Source organism: Parathalassolituus penaei (assembly GCF_026626885.1).
Classification (GTDB): domain Bacteria; phylum Pseudomonadota; class Gammaproteobacteria; order Pseudomonadales; family Oceanobacteraceae; genus Oceanobacter; species Oceanobacter penaei.
On sequence record NZ_JAPNOA010000058.1, the window covers coordinates 170,042 to 188,682 of the forward strand.

At 53.8% G+C, this 18,641-nt stretch carries 14 protein-coding genes; 12 read left to right on the forward strand and 2 right to left on the reverse strand.

Annotated elements, in window-relative coordinates; all coding sequences use genetic code 11:
• Positions 1-115 precede the first annotated feature (115 nt).
• From OUO13_RS17490 to tadA, 4 genes are all read left to right on the forward strand, one after another.
• A complete protein-coding gene (locus OUO13_RS17490; RefSeq protein ID WP_283175190.1) occupies positions 116-637 on the forward strand; it encodes an Lrp/AsnC family transcriptional regulator in 522 nt (173 codons plus the stop codon).
• A gap of 61 nt (positions 638-698) precedes the next feature.
• On the forward strand, positions 699-2,306 hold the full coding sequence (locus tag OUO13_RS17495; protein WP_283175191.1) for a sensor histidine kinase: 1,608 nt from the start codon (positions 699-701) through the stop codon (positions 2,304-2,306).
• Positions 2,307-2,376: 70 nt separating this feature from the next.
• Positions 2,377-2,736, forward strand: coding sequence for a translation initiation factor Sui1 (locus tag OUO13_RS17500; RefSeq protein ID WP_283175192.1), 360 nt, complete (start codon positions 2,377-2,379; stop codon positions 2,734-2,736).
• Between the two features lie 5 nt (positions 2,737-2,741).
• Positions 2,742-3,299 carry a tRNA adenosine(34) deaminase TadA gene (gene tadA / locus OUO13_RS17505; RefSeq protein ID WP_283175193.1) on the forward strand — a complete coding sequence of 186 codons (558 nt, stop codon included), beginning with the start codon at positions 2,742-2,744 and terminating at the stop codon, positions 3,297-3,299.
• Between the two features lie 29 nt (positions 3,300-3,328).
• Here tadA and mltF read toward each other — a convergent pair whose 3' ends face one another.
• Entirely contained in the window at positions 3,329-4,783 is a 1,455-nt protein-coding gene (gene mltF, locus OUO13_RS17510) for a membrane-bound lytic murein transglycosylase MltF (protein ID WP_283175194.1), read from the reverse strand.
• Positions 4,784-5,729: 946 nt separating this feature from the next.
• Here mltF and purL point away from each other — a divergent pair.
• The 7 genes from purL (at position 5,730) to OUO13_RS17545 (ending at position 13,945) form a co-directional block, all read left to right on the forward strand.
• Entirely contained in the window at positions 5,730-9,605 is a 3,876-nt protein-coding gene (gene purL, locus OUO13_RS17515) for a phosphoribosylformylglycinamidine synthase (RefSeq protein ID WP_283175195.1), read from the forward strand.
• 454 nt (positions 9,606-10,059) lie between these two features.
• Positions 10,060-10,512: a hypothetical protein gene (locus OUO13_RS17520; RefSeq protein ID WP_283175196.1), complete on the forward strand. Its 453-nt coding sequence runs from the start codon at positions 10,060-10,062 to the stop codon at positions 10,510-10,512.
• A 352-nt stretch (positions 10,513-10,864) separates the two neighbouring features.
• Positions 10,865-11,128 carry a 30S ribosomal protein S16 gene (gene rpsP, locus OUO13_RS17525; protein WP_283175197.1) on the forward strand — a complete coding sequence of 88 codons (264 nt, stop codon included), beginning with the start codon at positions 10,865-10,867 and terminating at the stop codon, positions 11,126-11,128.
• Positions 11,125-11,679, forward strand: coding sequence for a ribosome maturation factor RimM (rimM, locus tag OUO13_RS17530; protein WP_283175198.1), 555 nt, complete (start codon positions 11,125-11,127; stop codon positions 11,677-11,679). The genes rpsP and rimM overlap by 4 nt, the downstream gene beginning before the upstream one ends.
• Before the next feature lie 67 nt (positions 11,680-11,746).
• The gene (gene trmD / locus OUO13_RS17535; protein ID WP_283175199.1) at positions 11,747-12,514 is read left to right on the forward strand and encodes a tRNA (guanosine(37)-N1)-methyltransferase TrmD; all 768 of its coding nucleotides are present in this window, start codon (positions 11,747-11,749) and stop codon (positions 12,512-12,514) included.
• A 10-nt stretch (positions 12,515-12,524) separates the two neighbouring features.
• On the forward strand, positions 12,525-12,878 hold the full coding sequence (gene rplS / locus OUO13_RS17540) for a 50S ribosomal protein L19 (RefSeq protein WP_283175200.1): 354 nt from the start codon (positions 12,525-12,527) through the stop codon (positions 12,876-12,878).
• Positions 12,879-13,039: 161 nt separating this feature from the next.
• On the forward strand, positions 13,040-13,945 hold the full coding sequence (locus OUO13_RS17545) for a thioredoxin fold domain-containing protein (protein ID WP_283175201.1): 906 nt from the start codon (positions 13,040-13,042) through the stop codon (positions 13,943-13,945).
• Positions 13,946-14,840: 895 nt separating this feature from the next.
• Here OUO13_RS17545 and truC read toward each other — a convergent pair.
• Positions 14,841-15,608: a tRNA pseudouridine(65) synthase TruC gene (gene truC, locus OUO13_RS17550; protein ID WP_283175202.1), complete on the reverse strand. Its 768-nt coding sequence runs from the start codon at positions 15,606-15,608 to the stop codon at positions 14,841-14,843.
• 189 nt (positions 15,609-15,797) lie between these two features.
• On the opposite strand from truC, the gene OUO13_RS17555 reads away from it, so the two are divergent.
• A complete protein-coding gene (locus OUO13_RS17555; RefSeq protein ID WP_283175203.1) occupies positions 15,798-18,635 on the forward strand; it encodes a hypothetical protein in 2,838 nt (945 codons plus the stop codon).
• Positions 18,636-18,641 lie beyond the last annotated feature (6 nt).

Below are 18,641 nucleotides of genomic sequence, written 5' to 3' on the forward strand. Positions count from 1 at the left end.
TTGGGGTGAATGGTTGCAAAGTTGCCAGTATTTGAAGGATTTTAGGGTTATTAATTGCGTGTAAGTTTTAATTTGTGCAATAAATATCTATCCGGTTTTCACTGAGGGCATTCTTGTGCCGAATAACAACCAAAACAGCCATTTTCGTGCGCCACGTGTGCGCGAGCCATTGCCAGAACTGGATCGTACTGATCGTCGGCTGCTGGATTTGTTACAGCAGGACGGTTCGCTGAGTAATCTGGAGTTGGCGGAAAATGTAGGGTTATCGCCGTCTCCCTGTTCTCGGCGGATCAAGGCGCTGCAGGATATGGGGTTAATAGAAGGCTATCGGGCCCATCTGAATGCTCGCAAGCTGGGGCTGGATCTGTTGGCGCTGGTGAATATCAGTATGGATAAACACACCCCGGAGCGTTTCGAGGCATTTGAAAGCCAGGTCGCCCAGTGTCCCGAAGTGCTGGAGTGTTATCTGATTACCGGCCAGTCGGCAGACTATGTGCTGAAAATTATCGTTCGTGACATGGAAGACTATCAGCATTTTCTGCTGGGCACCCTTACCCGTATTGAAGGCGTCAGTGGTGTGCATTCCAGCTTTGTCATGCGCAAGGTGATTGATCGTTCGGCATTACCGGTATTTTAACCAGCGGTCCTGGCAGTGCTGTCTATACTGGTGGAATCACTAATGGAGAGTTGATGCCACCTTGGGTACCCGATTCACATCCGTCGAAAGCAAGCTGACCATTTATGTCTTGCTGTTCAGTATCCTGGTTGGGGTGCTGTTCAGTGGTGTGCAGATTCGTAAGGATTACGTTGATGATCACGAGCGCTTTCACCAGCAGCTGGATAACCAGCTGGCCTATCAGAGTCGTCAGCTCGGTCTGGCGTTGCAGCAGTACCATACCGAAGCGATTGAGGCGATTTTTGAAGGGTTGTTACTCAACCCTGCCGTGGTCGCGGTAACCATTCATGATTCCACATCCGGTTACGAACTGAGCGGCGGGCAGACCGCAGATCAGCGGCGGCAGCTGTTATTTGAAGAGCAGGAGGTACCCGTGATTACGATTGATCCAATGAGCGGAGCAGAGGTCCAGAGTGGGGTTTTGAAGCTGTGGCTGGATACTAATCGTATTCACCAGGGATTTCGCGAGCGGGCATTGGTAACGGCTGCTATAGAAGTTGCTCGTAACGCGTTTCTGGCGCTGGTACTGATTGTGGTATTGCGAGAACGCCTGACGCGTCCAATCAAGGAACTGACCGAACATATCCGCCAGCTGGACCCTGCTTCCAGTCTGAATACCAAGCTGGAGGCCAATCTGCAGTTGCATGAATTCGACGAGCTGGTAGCCAAGATCAACAGCCTGCTGCAAGCCATTGACAGCGAGATGGTGCAACGGCGTGAAGCAGAGCAGAAAGCTCATTATCTGAACGACAAACTGGAAGAAAAAGTAAAAGCTCGCACCCAGGAATTACGCGACAGTAACTCGCGTCTGCAAAACAGCCTGAATGAACTCCAGCGCACCCAGCGAATGTTGCTGCAGGCGCAGCGCATGGCCTCATTAGGCCATCTGGCGGCGGGGATTGCCCATGAGATCAATAATCCGGTGGCGGTTGTGTACAGCAATATCGCTACTCTCAGTGAATACCTGACCGAGCTGATCGAACTGGCCGAGCAATATCAGGCTGTAGAGGCTGATATTGCGGACGCTGCGATACGTCAATCGCTGGAAACCATGCGTCGTGCCATCGATATCGAGTTTGTGCGTGACGACGCGCCGGAGCTGGTGCAAACCTCCCAGCAAAGCCTTGAGCGTGTTCGTAATATCGTCAGTGAACTGCGTACCTTTGCCGACTGTGAAGGGCAGGCCAAGGTGGCGGTGAATCTGGCGGAGCTGATGCGTCAGGCGGTCGCCGAGTTGCGTCTGGATGCTGTTGATAACATCCGGCTGGATACCTATATGGAAGGTTTACCGACGGTGGATGCCATTCCCGGCCAGCTCCGTCTGGTGTTCCGCAACATCCTTCACAACGCTCAGGAAGCCATTGTTGGAAACGGGCGAATCGAAGTGGCTGCGGAGGAAGTAGCCGATGGCATTCGTATTGTGGTGAAGGACTCAGGTATGGGGATGTCACCTGAAGACCTGAGCTGTGCGATCAATCCGTTTTTTACCCGTAAGGAAATTGGCAAGGGCACCGGTCTGGGGCTGACGGTGGCGTATAACATCATGGCCAACCATGGCGGCAGCCTTGAAATCGAGAGTGAAAAAGGCAAGGGAACCAGCGTAATCCTGTTGTTGCCGTTTGTGGGATAAGCGCTGGTTTGCCCTCCGTCCCGGCTTGCATTAGTGTGAGCGCCTTTGTGATAGCCCGGGAGTAAGTCGGATGGCAAAACAGAACAAATCCGGTGGTCTTGTATATTCAACCGAATTCGGACGCGCCTGTCCGGAGTGCAGTCAACCCATCAATGAATGCCGTTGTGGCGAACCTCAGGTTCCGGCCGGTGACGGTATTGTCCGTGTATCCCGTGAAAGCAAAGGCCGTGGTGGTAAAGTCGTTACTCTGGTAACGGGCGTGCCATTGGTTGGCCCTGAGTTGAAAACCCTCGCCAAGGAATTGAAACAGAAGTGTGGCGTTGGTGGTGCTTTGAAAGATGGCATCATCGAAATTCAGGGGGATCAGCGTGATTTGCTGGCTGCCGAGCTGACCAAACGCGGTTTTACTGTTCGCAAGTCCGGTGGCTGAGGAGTATGTCCTCGGTAGCAATCTTGCCCGATTGGTATGGTCAGTCGGTTACAAGCGACGAACAGGCGATGGATATGGCTCTGGCGCTGGCACAACTGGCCGGTGATCAGGGTGAAGTACCGGTTGGAGCGGTTGTGGTTCGTGAAGGGCTGGTGGTCGGCCTGGGGGCGAATTGCCCGATTGGCAGTCTGGACCCATCTGCCCATGCCGAGATGATGGCGGTGCGGGACGCTGCACGCCAGATTGGCAATTATCGTCTGACGGGGTGCACCCTGTACGTAACCCTCGAACCCTGCACCATGTGTACCGGAGTGTTGATGCACAGTCGTATTGAGCGTCTGGTTTACGGGGCTAACGAGCCTAAAGCGGGCGCGATTGTCAGTGCCTTGCAGTTGCCATTAACCGGTGTGTTTAACCACAGTTTTGTCACTACTTCCGGTGTGAGGGAGCAGGAATGCAGCCGTATTCTGACGGAGTTTTTTGCCCGTCGCCGTGAGGCTAAAAAGCGATTGCGGGAGTTGGCAAAAGATGGGGGGAAGGAATCGGCAGCGGACGGTCAATGAGCCGCGCGCTGCCGCTCTGATGCAGATGATCAGAGCAGGGGAGGTACAACGGTAATACCGGAGCCTGAGCTCACCAGGTCTTCCCCACCGTTCTGGCGAATGGCAACCTGTTGTACCGACTGTTCATCGTTCCAGACGAGTACGTCGTAATAACGACGAATGTTCTGAACGTAATCGACGGCATGTTGGCCCTGAGCGTATCCATGTCGGGAATTACGGAAGTAACGACGCTGGCTCAGCAGCGGCAAGGTTTCCTTTACGTCACGCCACAGATTGGGATTACCTCCCATTTCATACGCCAGTCGGCGGGCATCCTGCAGATGACCAAAACCCACGTTGTAAGCGGCCAGTGCCAGCCATGAGCGATCTGGCTCCTTGACCTGACTGTCGAACTTATCGCGAATCTCTGCCAGATAACGGGCACCACCACGGATGCTTTGTTCCGGGTTCAGGCGATCGGTAACACCCAGGTATTCCGCGGTTTGCTGGGTCAGCATCATGAGGCCGCGTACACCGGTCTTGCTGGTGGCTTGCGGGTCCCAATTACTTTCCTGATAACCGATGGCTGCCAGCAAGCGCCAATCGAAGCCCTGTTTGTTGCCGTAGGTGATAAACAGCTTCTTGTATTGGTTCAGCTTGCGATTGCTGACCTTGGAAAAGTGTTTGGCACCGGTGTAATCCAGTTCGTCGACGTGTCCGTAATAACGCTCGTTAAGATTGGCGAGAGTATTACGGGTCTGGCGATTCTGGAAAAAATCCATCGCTGACTGGTACAGGCTTGCATCACGCTTGTGAGGGAAAGCCCAGGCCATCGGCATGTTGTCACGCAGATTGAATGCCACTGCCACATTTGGGAAGTAGGCCTTCACCATGCTGTATTCGTTGGAATCCACTACGGTGTAGTCGATTTCACCATCTGACACCATTTGTAGCAGGTCAGTGGTATCGAGATCAGCAGACTCACTCCAGCTCAGTTCGGGCACCTGTTCGGCCTGGGTATTACGCAGGGTTTCCGAATGGCTGGAGCCAGAGGTTACTACCAGGTTCTTGCCCGGCAGGTCGGCCAGGGTTCCTGGTTTCTTGTCGCTGTTGCGACGATAAACCAGTTGTTCGCTGACTTCCTGATAGGGCTCACTGAATCGGTAATCGCGTTCTCGTTCAGCGGTTTTGGTCAATCCGGCAGCAGCCAGGTCGGCCTTGCCGTTTTCCAGAATATCAAACACTTCGTTCGTACTGTTGGCCACTACGATGCGCAGATCAACGCCGAGGAAATCGGCATAGGCCTTGGCCAGTTCATATTCGTATCCGGTAGTACCGGATCGGTCTTCAAAGTAGGTGGTCGGACTGTTGCGGGTAACAATCGTGATAGCACCCTGCATGCGAATCTGCTCAAGTTGACTGGGTCGGACACTGCCGGTGACAGAGGTCAGACACACCAGAACCGTCGCGAGACTGCATATCAGTTTTACTGATTTTGTCAGCATGGCGATTCTCCGTATTGCACCAAAATAGTGCACAATTTGGGCCGTCTTTGCATTCTAGCCCGAGGCTTGTACAAATAACAATCTGAGTCCTGTGAAGTTGTGTGGTTATTAACCAGTAAATTGGCAGCAAGTGCCGCAAATTGTGTGCCTGAAATGTGGGGGAGTACCGTCTTGAAGCCCAGTAAACATGAAGTATTGGGACTATGTTCACAAAGCTGGACGGGTGTAAGGGGATTGATCGAATTTTCATTGGAAATACAAGTTTTCCATTTTGGCACTAATCGTCGGTAAGAGAAGTACTCGTTTATCCGCATGCGGGCTCCTTGTGTGAGATGCACACCTTGGGACACTCTGAATAACTCTGCACAGCTCTGCGCGAGTGCTGCAGTGCGTGTGAGCAAGGCGACGAACGCAGCGAAATGACGAACCAACCTGGCCGGGTCCTTTTCAAGTCGGGCCGCGCAAGTTCGTCAACACCGCTCAAATGCGCTGTAGCCCGCGCCCTTCGGGGCTTTCGGGATGGCGATGACTCTGTGTCGCCGGTTTTTGACGTAGCCCGCTATGCCATCAAACCGGCTTCGTGATTCATCACCATCCCGATAAGCCAGAACGGGCACCGAGTTATTCAGAGGGTCCCTTGCTCTGACACTGATGAATGACTGCTTTCTTTTACATACGTTCAGTAACTTGCCTCGCAAATGACAGGGCGTTACTGGTCTGATGCTTTGGTTATCCTATCCTTGTACGGCGTGTGGATATTCTGATGCTGGTTATAATTTGTGCAATTGGCAAGTGTCTGAGGTCAATTGTCCGGTCAGTGACAGGGCATTCCTGCCACCTCTGATCCGGCACCTCCGCCTTGAACTGGTATGGAAGGCGCTGATCCAGTATTATTCCGCGTCATTTTTTCCCCGATTATCGCTCCCAACCCTGGAGTCCCAGACCCATGCTTGAACTGCGCGGCGCCCCGGCCCTTTCAGAATTCCGTCAACAGAAGATCCTGCGCAAGCTGCAACAGCAGCTGTCAGCAGTGAGCGGTGTGTACGCCGAATTTGTGCACTTCGCTGATCTGTCTGCTGCCCTGGCGGACAACGAACGTCTGGTGCTCGAACGTATCCTGCGTTACGGCCCGAAAGCGGATGTGCAGAACCAGCCTGCTGGTGAACAGTTCGTGGTGATTCCACGTTTTGGCACCATCTCTCCATGGTCCTCCAAGGCGACTGATATTGCTCATAACTGCGGTCTGGACAAAATCCGTCGTCTGGAGCGCGGTATTGTCTATTTTGTTGAAGGTGTAAGCGCTGATCAGCGTGACGCCGTTGCCGCTCTGCTGCATGACCGTATGGTTGAAGTCGTTCTGACCGAAACCGCTGCTGCTGCTGCCCTGTTCAGCCACGCTGAGCCTGCACCTCTGACCACTGTGGATATTCTGGCCGGTGGTCGTGACGCTCTGGTTGCAGCTGACCGCGCGCTGGGTCTGGCTCTGGCCGAAGACGAAGTGGATTACCTGGTCACCAACTATCAGGCTCTGGGTCGTAACCCGACTGACGTTGAGCTGATGATGTTCGCCCAGGCTAACTCTGAACACTGCCGTCACAAGATTTTCAACGCCAGCTGGACTATTGATGGTCAGGAGCAGGACAAGTCCCTGTTCCAGATGATCAAGAACACCTACCAGTGCTACAACGAAAACATCCTGTCTGCTTATAAAGACAACGCCGCCGTGATCACGGGTCACAACACCGGGCGTTTCTTCCCGAATCCAGGCAGCAATGACTACAGCTACCATCAGGAAGACATGCACATCCTGATGAAGGTTGAAACCCACAACCACCCGACTGCGATTGCCCCGTTCTCCGGTGCGGCTACCGGTTCTGGTGGTGAGATTCGTGACGAAGGCGCAACCGGTCGTGGCTCCAAACCAAAAGCCGGTCTGACCGGTTTCACCGTATCTGACCTGAAAATCCCGGGCTACGAACAGCCATGGGAAAGCCAGTATGGCAAGCCTGACCGTATCGTGTCGGCTCTGGACATCATGATCGACGGCCCACTGGGTGGTGCAGCGTTCAACAACGAATTCGGTCGTCCGAACCTGTGTGGTTACTTCCGTACCTTCGAACTGCAACACGATGGTGAAGTCCGTGGTTACCACAAGCCAATCATGATTGCTGGTGGTTACGGCAACATCCGTGACGAACACGTGCAGAAAGGTGAAATTCCGGTTGGCGCTTGCCTGATCGTTCTGGGTGGTCCGGCCATGCAGATTGGTCTGGGTGGTGGTGCTGCTTCCTCTATGGCTTCCGGTCAGTCCAATGCTGACCTCGACTTCGCATCTGTTCAGCGTGAAAACCCTGAAATGGAGCGTCGTTGCCAGGAAGTGATCGACCGTTGCTGGCAAATGGGTGAACAGAACCCGATCGCCTTTATCCACGACGTGGGTGCGGGTGGTATCTCCAACGCATTCCCTGAGCTGGTAAACGACGGTGGTCGTGGCGGCAAGTTCGAACTGCGTAACGTGCCAAACGACGAACCAGGCATGAGCCCGCTGGCCATCTGGTCCAACGAATCCCAGGAACGTTACGTTCTGGCGGTTCCGCAGGAAGATCTGGAGCGTTTTGATGCGATTTGCGCCCGTGAACGTGCTCCGTATGCGGTAGTGGGTTATGCCACTGAAGAGCCACACCTGACCGTTAGCGATAGCCATTTCGGTAACAATCCGGTTGATCTGCCTCTGCAGGTTCTGCTGGGCAAACCACCGCGCATGCACCGTGATGTCAGCAGCCATGAAGCGGCTGGTCAGGCGTTTAACGCGGCTGCTGTGAATCTGGAAGAAGCGGCCACTCGTGTGCTGAGTCTGCCAACCGTTGCCAGCAAGTCGTTCCTGATCACCATTGGCGACCGTTCCATTACCGGTACTGTGGCGCGTGACCAGTTTGTTGGTCCATGGCAGGTGCCGGTTGCTGACGTAGCCGTAACCACTGCTTCTTACGACACTCTGGCTGGTGAAGCCATGTCCATGGGTGAGCGTACTCCGGTGGCCCTGCTGAACGCTCCGGCCTCTGGTCGTCTGGCGGTTGCGGAAGCGATCACCAACCTGGCGGCGGCTCCGGTTGCCAAGCTGGCCGACATCAAACTGTCCGCCAACTGGATGTGTGCTGCAGGCCATCCGGGTGAAGATGCCAAGCTGTACGAAACCGTTAAAGCGGTGGGTATGGAGCTGTGCCCTGAGCTGGAAGTCACCATTCCGGTAGGCAAGGACTCCATGTCCATGAAGACTCGCTGGAACGATGCCGGTGTCGACAAGGCGGTGACCGCACCAATGTCGCTGATCATTTCCGGTTTTGCGCCAGTGACCGATGCCAGCAAGGTGCTGACTCCACAACTGCACCTCGATGAAGGTGAAACTGACCTGCTGCTGATCGACCTCGGTCGTGGCCAGAACCGTCTGGGCGCTTCCTGTCTGGCACAGGTTTACCAGCAGGTAGGTGATGTCACTCCTGACCTCGATGACGCAGAAGACCTGAAAGCCTTCTTTGCGGTGATTCAGGGTCTGAATGCTGATGACAAACTGCTGGCTTACCACGACCGTTCTGACGGTGGTCTGTTTGTGACTCTGGCCGAGATGGCGTTTGCCTCTCACTGTGGTCTGGATATCAGCATGGACCTGCTGGCCGAAAACCATGATGGTCTGGCGGCTGCGCTGTTCGCGGAAGAGCCGGGCGCGGTTATCCAGGTTCGTCGTGACGATCTGGAAGATGTATTGACCCAGTTCGAAGCCGCTGGTCTGGGCGATTGCACCCAGGTGATTGGTGGTATTAACGACGACAACCAGATCACTTTCAGCTTCCAGGACGAAGAGTTCCTGAGCGAATCCCGTATCAACTGGCAGCGTACCTGGTCCCGTACCAGCTTCGAAATGCAGTCTCTGCGTGATAACGCCGACTGCGCCCGTCAGGAATTCGATAACCTGCTGGATGCCGAAGATCCGGGTCTGCATGCTTACCTGACCTACGATCAGAACGAAGACATCACCGCTGGTATGGCTGCCCGTCCAAAAGTAGCCATCGTGCGTGAACAGGGTGTAAACGGTCAGATCGAAATGGCTGCCGCCTTTGATCGCGCCGGTTTCACTACCATCGACGTTCACATGAGTGACATTCTGACTGGTCGTGTAACCCTGGAAAGCTTCCGCGGCCTGGTGGCCTGTGGTGGTTTCTCTTACGGTGACGTACTGGGTGCTGGTGAAGGCTGGGCCAAGTCGATTCTGTTCAACGAACAGGCGCGTGGTCAGTTCAAGGCGTTCTTCGAGCGTCAGGACACCTTTGCTCTGGGTATCTGTAACGGCTGTCAGATGCTGTCCAACCTGCACGAGCTGATTCCGGGTGCCCAGCACTGGCCTCACTTCGTACGTAACATGAGTGAGCAGTTCGAAGCTCGTGTTGCCATGGTTGAGGTTCAGGAATCCGATTCCCTGTTCTTCCAGGGTATGGAAGGTTCCCGTATGCCAATTGCTGTCGCTCACGGTGAAGGTCGTGCCGAGTTTGCTTCTGAAGCAGATGTTGCAGCTCTGGGTAACCAGATCGCCCTGCGTTTTGTGGACAACTACGGTGAAGTGACCGAGCGTTACCCGTTCAACCCGAACGGTTCTCCGCAAGGTATCACTGGTCTGACTGCCAACGCTGGCCGTGTCACCATCATGATGCCGCACCCTGAGCGTGTATTCCGTGCGATCCAGAACTCCTGGCGTCCGGAAGACTGGAGCGAAGACGGTGCCTGGATGCGTATGTTTCGTAATGCCCGTGCCTGGTGCGAGCAGAACTGATTATAACGTTCCGCTGGCATGAATAAAAAAACCGGCTTTGGCCGGTTTTTTTATGTCTGCTATTCGGTATTGATGATGGTGAATTGGTGTTTCATACGCATCTATCGGATGTTAGTTATGTTGTCCTGTATTGTCTTTTTGGATTGTCGGACGGTTGTGATTCTATAGCCGTACTTTTCTGAAGGATATTGCTTCCGCGCAGCAGGAATCAGTGGGTTGTTTGCAATCAATCGTATCAATGCCACGACAAAAACAGCTCTTGCAGCTGGTGTATCGTCGAGAGTCTCCTGCTGGGAGAGTTGGTCGACGTTTATAACAGCTAAGCTATCGACTGTTAGATTTGGTAGCTGCCACAGGGATTTTGCCGGATTTGCCAATGTGCGACGGCGTTCAGGGATGTGAAGTCTTGAGAGAAGATCAGGTGTGCCGGTGATTTGCACCGGTACAACGAACCTTGAATAACAATAAAAAGGAGTTCGTAATGGTGTCGTTAGTGTCGGTTGCTGAATGGGACATCTTTGAACAATCGGTTTCCAGAACAGCTACGGGTCATCCGGTTCTGGATCGTGTGGTTGGGCGTTTGCTGAATGAGTGGCGCCAGGCGTTTGAATCATCCGACGATGATTTTGGCAGCCGGTTTGAGCATTTGCATGAGCAGGTGTTTTTACATTGCCATGAAGAAGACGCCATGATGCAGGGCTTCGGGTATCCGCAAGCCGAAGCGCATATGCAGGATCATGAGCGTTTGCTGGAGCAAATGGATGATATCAACTCCATGTTGTTGTCTGGCGATGTTGTCCGTGCCCGTCGAGGGCTGATCTGGAACCTGTTACCGGCCTTCTGTTCCCATGTTCGTCGCTTTGGTCCGGATCTGGCCGAGTTTCTGGTGCGCTGCAAAAATCGCTGACTGTACTGAAGAATCAGGGCAAGCCAGCTTGCCCTGATTCATTGGTGTTCATTTCCTTCTGGTCTGCTGTTTTCAGCAGACCTGTCGCATTCACCGGGTTTTATACCTGTCTTTTGTGGCTCGACGTATTCGCGGGGCTTGCTGTCCGACGGATGTAATGGTGATCAAGGTTTACTTGTGATGATCAGTTGCATACAATACGCGGCCTTTTGATAGGCCTTTTCCGTTTCTGGTATGGCCAGAAACTGGGATTGAACTGGAACGGCAGGCGATTTCAAAACCTGCTATCGGGATTTCCGGACATTACGTCTGGGTTTCCTGCTCGATAAAACGACTGGAGTTTAAGTCTCTTATGGTAGTTATTCGTCTGGCCCGTAGTGGCTCCAAAAAGCGTCCTTTCTATTACATCAACGTAGCGGATTCCCGTATGCCTCGCGACGGTCGCTTTATCGAGCGTGTAGGGTTCTACAACCCTGTTGCTCGTGGCGCTGAACCGGAATTCCGTATGGATATGGACCGTGTGAACTACTGGCTGGCTTGTGGCGCGCAGCCAACCGAGTCTGTAGCTCGTCTGGTTAAACAAGCCAAAAAAGCCCAACCTGAAGCTCAGGCTTGAGTCAGTCAGTAATGGGTCAGGCAATGGTGACAACTGAAGACATTACCGTCCTTGGCAAGGTCTCCACTGCTTTTGGCATCAAGGGCTGGGTGAAGGTGTATTCGTACACAGATCCCATTACCAACATCCTGGATTATGAACGCTGGCTGATCAAGGTCGGCGGTGAATGGCGTCCATACCAGGTTGAAGATGGCCAGACCCAGGGCAAGGGACTGACAGCAAAGTTGAAGGGCGTGTCCGATCGTGACATGGCACTGGCACTGTCTCAACTCGAGATTGGTGTTCCAACTTCCGAGCTGCCGGAACCTGCCGAAAATGAACATTATTGGTTCCAGCTTGAAGGTCTCAAGGTAGTTAATACCCATGGACAATGGCTGGGCCGGGTTAAAGAACTGTTTGAGTCCGGTGGTGGCAATCTGGTGATGGTCGTAGCAGCTTGTGAGGGCAGCCTTGATCGTCAGGAACGTTTGCTGCCGTATGTGGATGCCATCGTCCTGGATGTTGATCTCGACAAGGGTGAGATCCAGGTAGAGTGGGATTCGGATTTCTGACCTGGTTATAACGGTTATCCGTCGGCCGGGTAGTGATACCTGGCAGAGTAACCAGGAGGCACGAACAATGTGGTTTGGTGTTATCAGCCTGTTTCCGGAAATGTTTGGTGCTCTCACTGAACACGGTGTGAGCGGGCGAGCAGTAAAACAGGGGCTGGTTTCAGTTCAGAGCTGGAATCCCCGTGAGTTTGCTCACGATAATTATCAGACCGTAGATGATCGTCCGTATGGTGGTGGCCCGGGGATGCTGATGAAAATCCAGCCCCTGCGCGACGCAATCCATGCGGCACGGGCAGCGGCCGAACAACAGCCTGGCGAGCCGCCCAAGGTGATTTACCTGTCACCTCAGGGGCGTAAGCTGGATCAGGCTGGTGCGCTTGAACTGGTTAAACAGGACAAGCTGATTCTGGTCGCGGGACGATACGAAGGTATCGATGAACGTCTGATCGAGAACGAAATCGACGAAGAGTGGTCTTTGGGTGACTTCGTACTCAGTGGTGGTGAGCTCGCTGCCATGACGTTGATGGATGCCGTTATCCGACTGGTGCCGGGTGTTCTCGGTCACGATCTGTCGGCGCAGCAGGACTCCTTTATGGATGGTCTGCTCGATTGTCCGCACTACACCCGTCCTGAAGTTTACGAAGGACAGGCGGTGCCAGCCGTGTTGCTGAGTGGGAATCACGAGAAAATCCGCCAATGGCGTCTGAAGCAGTCCTTGGGAAGAACCCTGGAGCGGCGTCCTGATTTACTGGATGCGCTGGAACTGACGAACGAACAACATAGGTTATTGACAGAGTATCTGCGCGAACGAGACACAAATTCGCCGGACTGTTAAGGAGCATACAATGAGCAACAAGAACCCAATTATTCAGCAGATCGAAAATGCTCAGCTGAAAGCCAACATCCCTGCGTTCAGCACCGGTGACACCGTTGTTGTACAGGTAAAAGTTGTTGAAGGTAACCGTGAGCGTCTGCAGGCGTTTGAAGGTATCGTAATTGGCAAGCGTAACCGCGGCCTGAACTCTGCTTTCACCGTGCGTAAAATCTCCCACGGCGTAGGCGTAGAGCGTACTTTCCAGACTCACAGCCCACTGGTTGACAGCATTGAACTGAAACGTCGTGGTGACGTTCGTCAGGCCAAGCTGTACTACCTGCGCGAGCGCAGCGGCAAGTCTGCACGTATCAAGGAAAAGGTATAATCCTTATCCTTTCAAAAAGAACGGGCCTCTGGCCCGTTTTTTTTTGCCGCTTTGTCTGAGGCTTTGTCAGAGCAGGAAGGTTTCCATATTAACTTCACTGGAAGGAACCATGGCCAGCCTGCATACTCTGACACTGGATAACACAAGTTCCTGGAATAGATATGAAGAAGCGATTTCAACTGGTGTGTTTCAGCGCAGCAGCCATGATGTTGGCGGGTTGTGTTGAAGCAGAACAGGACAAGACTGCCAAGGCGGCAGCACCGGCTGCTGTCGAAACTGCACCGGCAGGTGATATGGCGGCTACCGTTCAGCAGAACCTGCAAGCGGCGTTTGGTCCACAGATTGTGGTGCGTAATGCCGAAGCCATTGCTGGTGGGCAAATTGTCGAAGTGATTCTGGTTGACGGTTCAGTCGTGCACATGACACCTGATCTGACACACCTGATCTACCGCGATGAGTTGTATCGTCTGGATGGCAAAAGCACGGTCAGTGTAACCCAGGAGCGTCAGAATCCTCGCCGTGCCAAATTGCTGGCTGAGGTGTCTGACAAGGATACCGTGGTATTCCAGGCCAAAGGTGAACAGAAAGCCCTTATCAACGTCTTTACCGACATTGACTGTGGTTACTGTCAGAAGCTGCATCAGGAAATTCCACGTCTGAACGAACTGGGTATCACCGTTCGTTACCTGGCGTATCCTCGTTCCGGTATTCGTGATCAGGCCGGTAATTTCACCGACTCCTATCGCAAGATCAACCACGTCTGGTGCGCCGATGATCGCAAGGTTGCCATGACTGATATGAAAACCGCACAGCGTGACATTGGCATGCTGGGTCGTCAGGCCATGGCAGGTGACACTTCTGTCCAGCAGCGTCTGCAAGAAGCACAAACCGTTATTCGTAACGGCATGGCCAGCAACGAAGACTGTGGCGCTCCGATTGAGCGCGAATATCGTCTGGGTGCTGAAGTGGGCGTGACCGGTACGCCAGCCATTGTGGTTGAAGACGGTCGTCTGTTCCCGGGTTACCTGCCTGCCGATGAGCTGGCTTCCCGTCTGGGTGTGATCTAATCTTTCTCCAGCAGCGGGTTTCGGCCCGCTGTTGCGTATTTCCCTCTGCGTTTTTCCCTCTTTTTAAGTCCCTCTCGATGACGTCATCAATGCATATGATCGTATGATCAAAAATGCATCGATCTGATTTACCCACAATGGCTATTGGTGTTGTTAATAGGGCCAGGTTTTGATCTGTTACCGGTTTTTATTAACTAACAGACTGTTTTTTATAAGGTTTTTTATTGGTCAAAAAATGATCAATCTGTAGGGCAAGGACAGCCAATGGGCGCTGCAGCAGTTTGTGAAGTCGATATGCACAACGTTATCCACAAAATCTGTGGATGATCCCCAGGCCATGAATTCCTGCAGCCTGACCGGTCAGCCCGGCGTGTGTTAAAGCGGCTGTTTGCCTGACAATCTGTGTGAATATCTGCGATACAGATAAAATCAGGGCCCATTCGCATATTTTCTGTACACGGGGTTATGCGCAGGCATCTCCACAGAGTTATCCACAGGTTTCCGGAAGTTTTTCGCTGTCAATATTGACCTTGGCAAATTGATGGATTTTCCCGAATGGTGGATAACTAAGTGCAGGTCAGGACTTCCACAGTTTTGCTTATACACACCGGCAGTTTATCTGGATCAACTGTCACAAATATGTCAATAAATTTTCAGATTAAAAGCGTTAAAAGCTAACTTGTTGAATATCATGGATTTTTGCCAATGATGCAAAACCGCACAATTTGAGGAAAAGCCAGCAAATTCAGGCTCTGGACGGGGTTTTAAAGGCCTTGTCCCCAGTGTTATCCACAGAATCTGTGGGTAACCTTGAGATTTTGGAGTGCGCCGAATTGTCAACGGGAGGAGGGGGAAATAATCACCGGAATTGTACCGGTGATTATCGACGTAAAAGTTATGCACAGTCGGTTGACAAGGCCTCGGTGCTTGTTCTTAAAACACCTGGTAGAGAATCTTGCCAGCCAAAACGCGCCATCAGAGAGGTCCAGACCTCATCCAGATTGGCCGAGAACGTCAGGGCTTCTCCGGTGACCGGATGCTGGATGCCCAGGTACCAGGAATGCAGCAGCAGGCGGCCAGCGCCAAAATGATCACGGAAGTAACGGCTGTGATGACCCTTGCCGTAACGGGCATCACCAATAATCGGATGGCTTAGGTGTTTCAGGTGGCGACGAATCTGGTGTTTGCGGCCGGTGTGCGGTTGCGCTTCTACCAGCGAATAACGTGACTGTGGGTACTTGTCGATCTCGACCGGAATCTCGACAGTCGCCAGACAGCGGAAGTCGGTAATAGCTTCCTGCGGTGGTTTTGGCACCTCATTTTTGGCGTACTTGTCGACCGGCGGACTCATGGCGTAATCGAGGTGAGTAAACTCCGGCATATAACCCCGCACCACCGCCAGGTAACGCTTGTCCACCGCGCGCTCACGCCACTGGTCCACCATCAGGCTGGCTATTTCGGAACTGAGGGCAAACACCAGCACACCCGACGTTGGCTTATCCAGACGGTGTACCGGATACACCTTGCGGCCCAGCTGGTTACGCAACAGCTGCAGGGCAAATTCGGTTTCGTGGCGATCAATTTCGCTGCGGTGCACCAGCAGTCCGGAAGGTTTGTTGATGGCGACCAGATAGTCGTCCTGATAGAGAATTTCGAGCGGCATGTCGTGAACCGGTAACAATAAAAGGAAAGCCCGCGGGCGGGGCAGGACTCTAGCCCAGACGGCTTGTGGATGCCACTACTGATCAGCCTTTGAGCAGTGCTCTTCCTTTATATACGCCGACCCATGCGCTGAAAAAAAACGGCTGATCCGCTAGTATCGAGGCAAATTCGGGTGCCGGGACGGAAAATAATGACGAAGCGATCAGGATGGATGCTGGGGATGCTCTGTGTGCTGGGATCACCTTTGTGGGTGAACACAGCACAGTCTGAGCCGGTTGAATATGTGCCCGCCGTGGCATGGGGACAACAGAATGACTGGCGTACCCGGCAGTCTGAGCATTTCGAGATTATTTACCCGGATGGTCTGCAGTCGACAGCCGAGAAAGCACTGAATATTGCCGAGCAGGTTCGGGCTGATCTGCAACGCTTTTTTGTCCAGATGCCAACCGAACGTACCCTGATGGTACTGGTTGATGATTTTGATTATTCCAACGGCTTTTCGACACCGCTGCCGCAGGCGGCGATTCGTTTGTATACCAGTCCACCGGATGGTGGCAGTGGGCTGGAAGAATACGACGACTGGCTGCATATGCTGATTCGTCACGAATACACCCACACCCTGCATATGGAGTTGGGGCGTGGCCCGGTTACCCGTTCACGGCAGGTTTTTGGGCGAGCCTTTTTTAACTTTCCGCATTTGTTTACCCCGTCGTTCCTGCTGGAAGGTCTGGCGGTGTATCAGGAAACCAGTCGTGATGGCGGTTATGGCCGCTTGCAGGGCAGTTTTTACGAAATGGCCATGCGGGCGGAAATGCTGGCCAGTGGTGGTGACGCTATCGGCCAAACAGCTGCGCCGCTGCGCGACTGGCCACTCGACAAGTCGTACCTGTATGGCGCCTGGTTTATCGATTGGCTGATCACTCACTACGGTGAAGACAAACTCCGCGAATTCCTGTTGTTGTACAGCGGCCGATTACTGCCTTACGTGTCGCTGGAAGGTGATGCCCGGCGGGTATTTGGTCACTCATTCAGCTTCCTGTGGCTGCAGTTTATGGTCGAGTGGCAGCAGCGTGCCCGCGACTGGCAACAGCAGCATCCGGATGTGGTGGATGGTGAGCCGGTGCCGGTAGCGACACTGTTCCGGCCGCTGCTGGCAACCGATGGCCACTCTTTATATAGCATCGAGCGTAATGGCGATGATCGTGAGGTTGCGCGTCGTCGGTCGCTGGATAACCCCGCTGAGGTCGAAGACCTGTTTTACCCGGAAACCAGCCGATCCCTGACCGTTGCGCCATCCGGTGCACTGGCGCTGGTGCGAATTCCGTTTAACGCTGGCGGTCAGGAATGGGGTGATGTTTATGTCTGGAAATCCGATGAAGAAGAGCGCCTGACGACTCATCTGCGAGCACGCCGTCTGGCCTGGCTCGACGATGGTAAAACCCTGATGGTCAGCCGTCTGGTGGGGGGGCGCAGTGAGCTGTTAACGCTGGATGTTGCCAGCGCTGTTACCCGGTCGGTCTGGCAAGGGCAGGATGGTGATGTTCTCGGTGAGTTTGATGTTCGGGCTGACGGCCGTTATCTGGTTGCTGCGATCAAACGTGCCGGTCGCAGCTGGAATCTCGAACAGCTGGATCTGGCCAGCGGTCAGTGGCAAACCCTGACGGATACCGCTGCGATCGAAAACTCCCCGCGTTATTTGCCTAATGGCGATGTGTTGTTCAGTGCCGATACCGGCGGGCAATACAACCTGTACCGGCTGACCCCTGGCAGCAGTGAACGGCAGCAACTGACCAATGTCAGCACTGCCGCATTTGCGCCGTTGGTGATTGGCGACCAGCTTCTTTATGTGCGCTACACCGCGCAGGGTTATCGGGTTGAGCAGCAGCCAGTAATGGCACCGGTATTGGCGCAGGCGTCCAATCAGAGTGGTGGTCGTCAGTTTGAATCGGTAGTGCAACTGGCGTCGCAAACAGCGGTTGCCATGACTCCGGAATCTGCTTATTCCCCCTGGAGCAGCCTTGCTCCCAAAGCCTGGTATCCATCGTTTTCGGCGAACCGTTACCACGTTGAGGCGGGTGTTTTGCTGTCGGGCAGTGATGCGCTGGGACGTCATCGTTATACCGCCCAGCTGCGGCAGGATTTCCAGCACGACCTGACGTCCGGTCTGTTTGATTATGCCCTGGATAACCGCTGGTGGTTACGGGCGCAGCGGGCATTTCGTTATCCGCAGCTGGCAACGGACGATAACGAGCATCTGATCATTCAGCGTGATGACATCAGTCTGGAGCGCCATTATTTATGGTCAGCGCTGGAAGACCGTCTGGCCTTGCATGCCGGGGTTGTGTACGCCCGTGAAGACTTGCGTGACGACGGTGGGGTGCTCTGGACCGGGCCACAACGGTTGCGTCAGGGCCTGACCGGTGTCGCGCTGGAGTTTGATGATCGTGAAGACCTGCTCAATGTGCCGGGCGCTGCCTATGGCAGTCGTTGGGATCTGGTGCTGGAAACCAACGACTGGATCGATAGCGACTTTCATGGTGAACAACTGCAAGGGCGCTGGAACGAGGTGATCGACTTGCCGGGGCGCGATACCCTGAATCTGCATCTGCATGCCGGTGTGGTTGATCCTGAAGGTGGTGATTTTATGCTGGGGGGCGGCCCGGAATATGACGAAGAGCTGTTCGGGCGTGATACCGTCAGCCTGATGGGGTATGCCGAAGGTGTTCGTTATGGCACCCGCTATCACAAGGAGCGGATTTCCTGGACCCATTGGTTGGGGCGTTCTGAACATAACGCACATTTGTTGCCATTCGGAAGTGGCGACTATTCCATGACCCTGTATACCGAAGCCGGTGCAGCCTGGTCGGCGGGTGAAAAAGCGGAGTGGTTGCCTGCGGTTGGTCTGGAAGCGCATGCCGAGCTGGTGATTGGTTACCGCATGATCATGCCATTGGTACTGGGAGTTGCCCGAGGTCTGGATGACGAGGGTGAAAGTCAGGTATATCTGGGCGTAGGTGTTAATTATTAACTGACC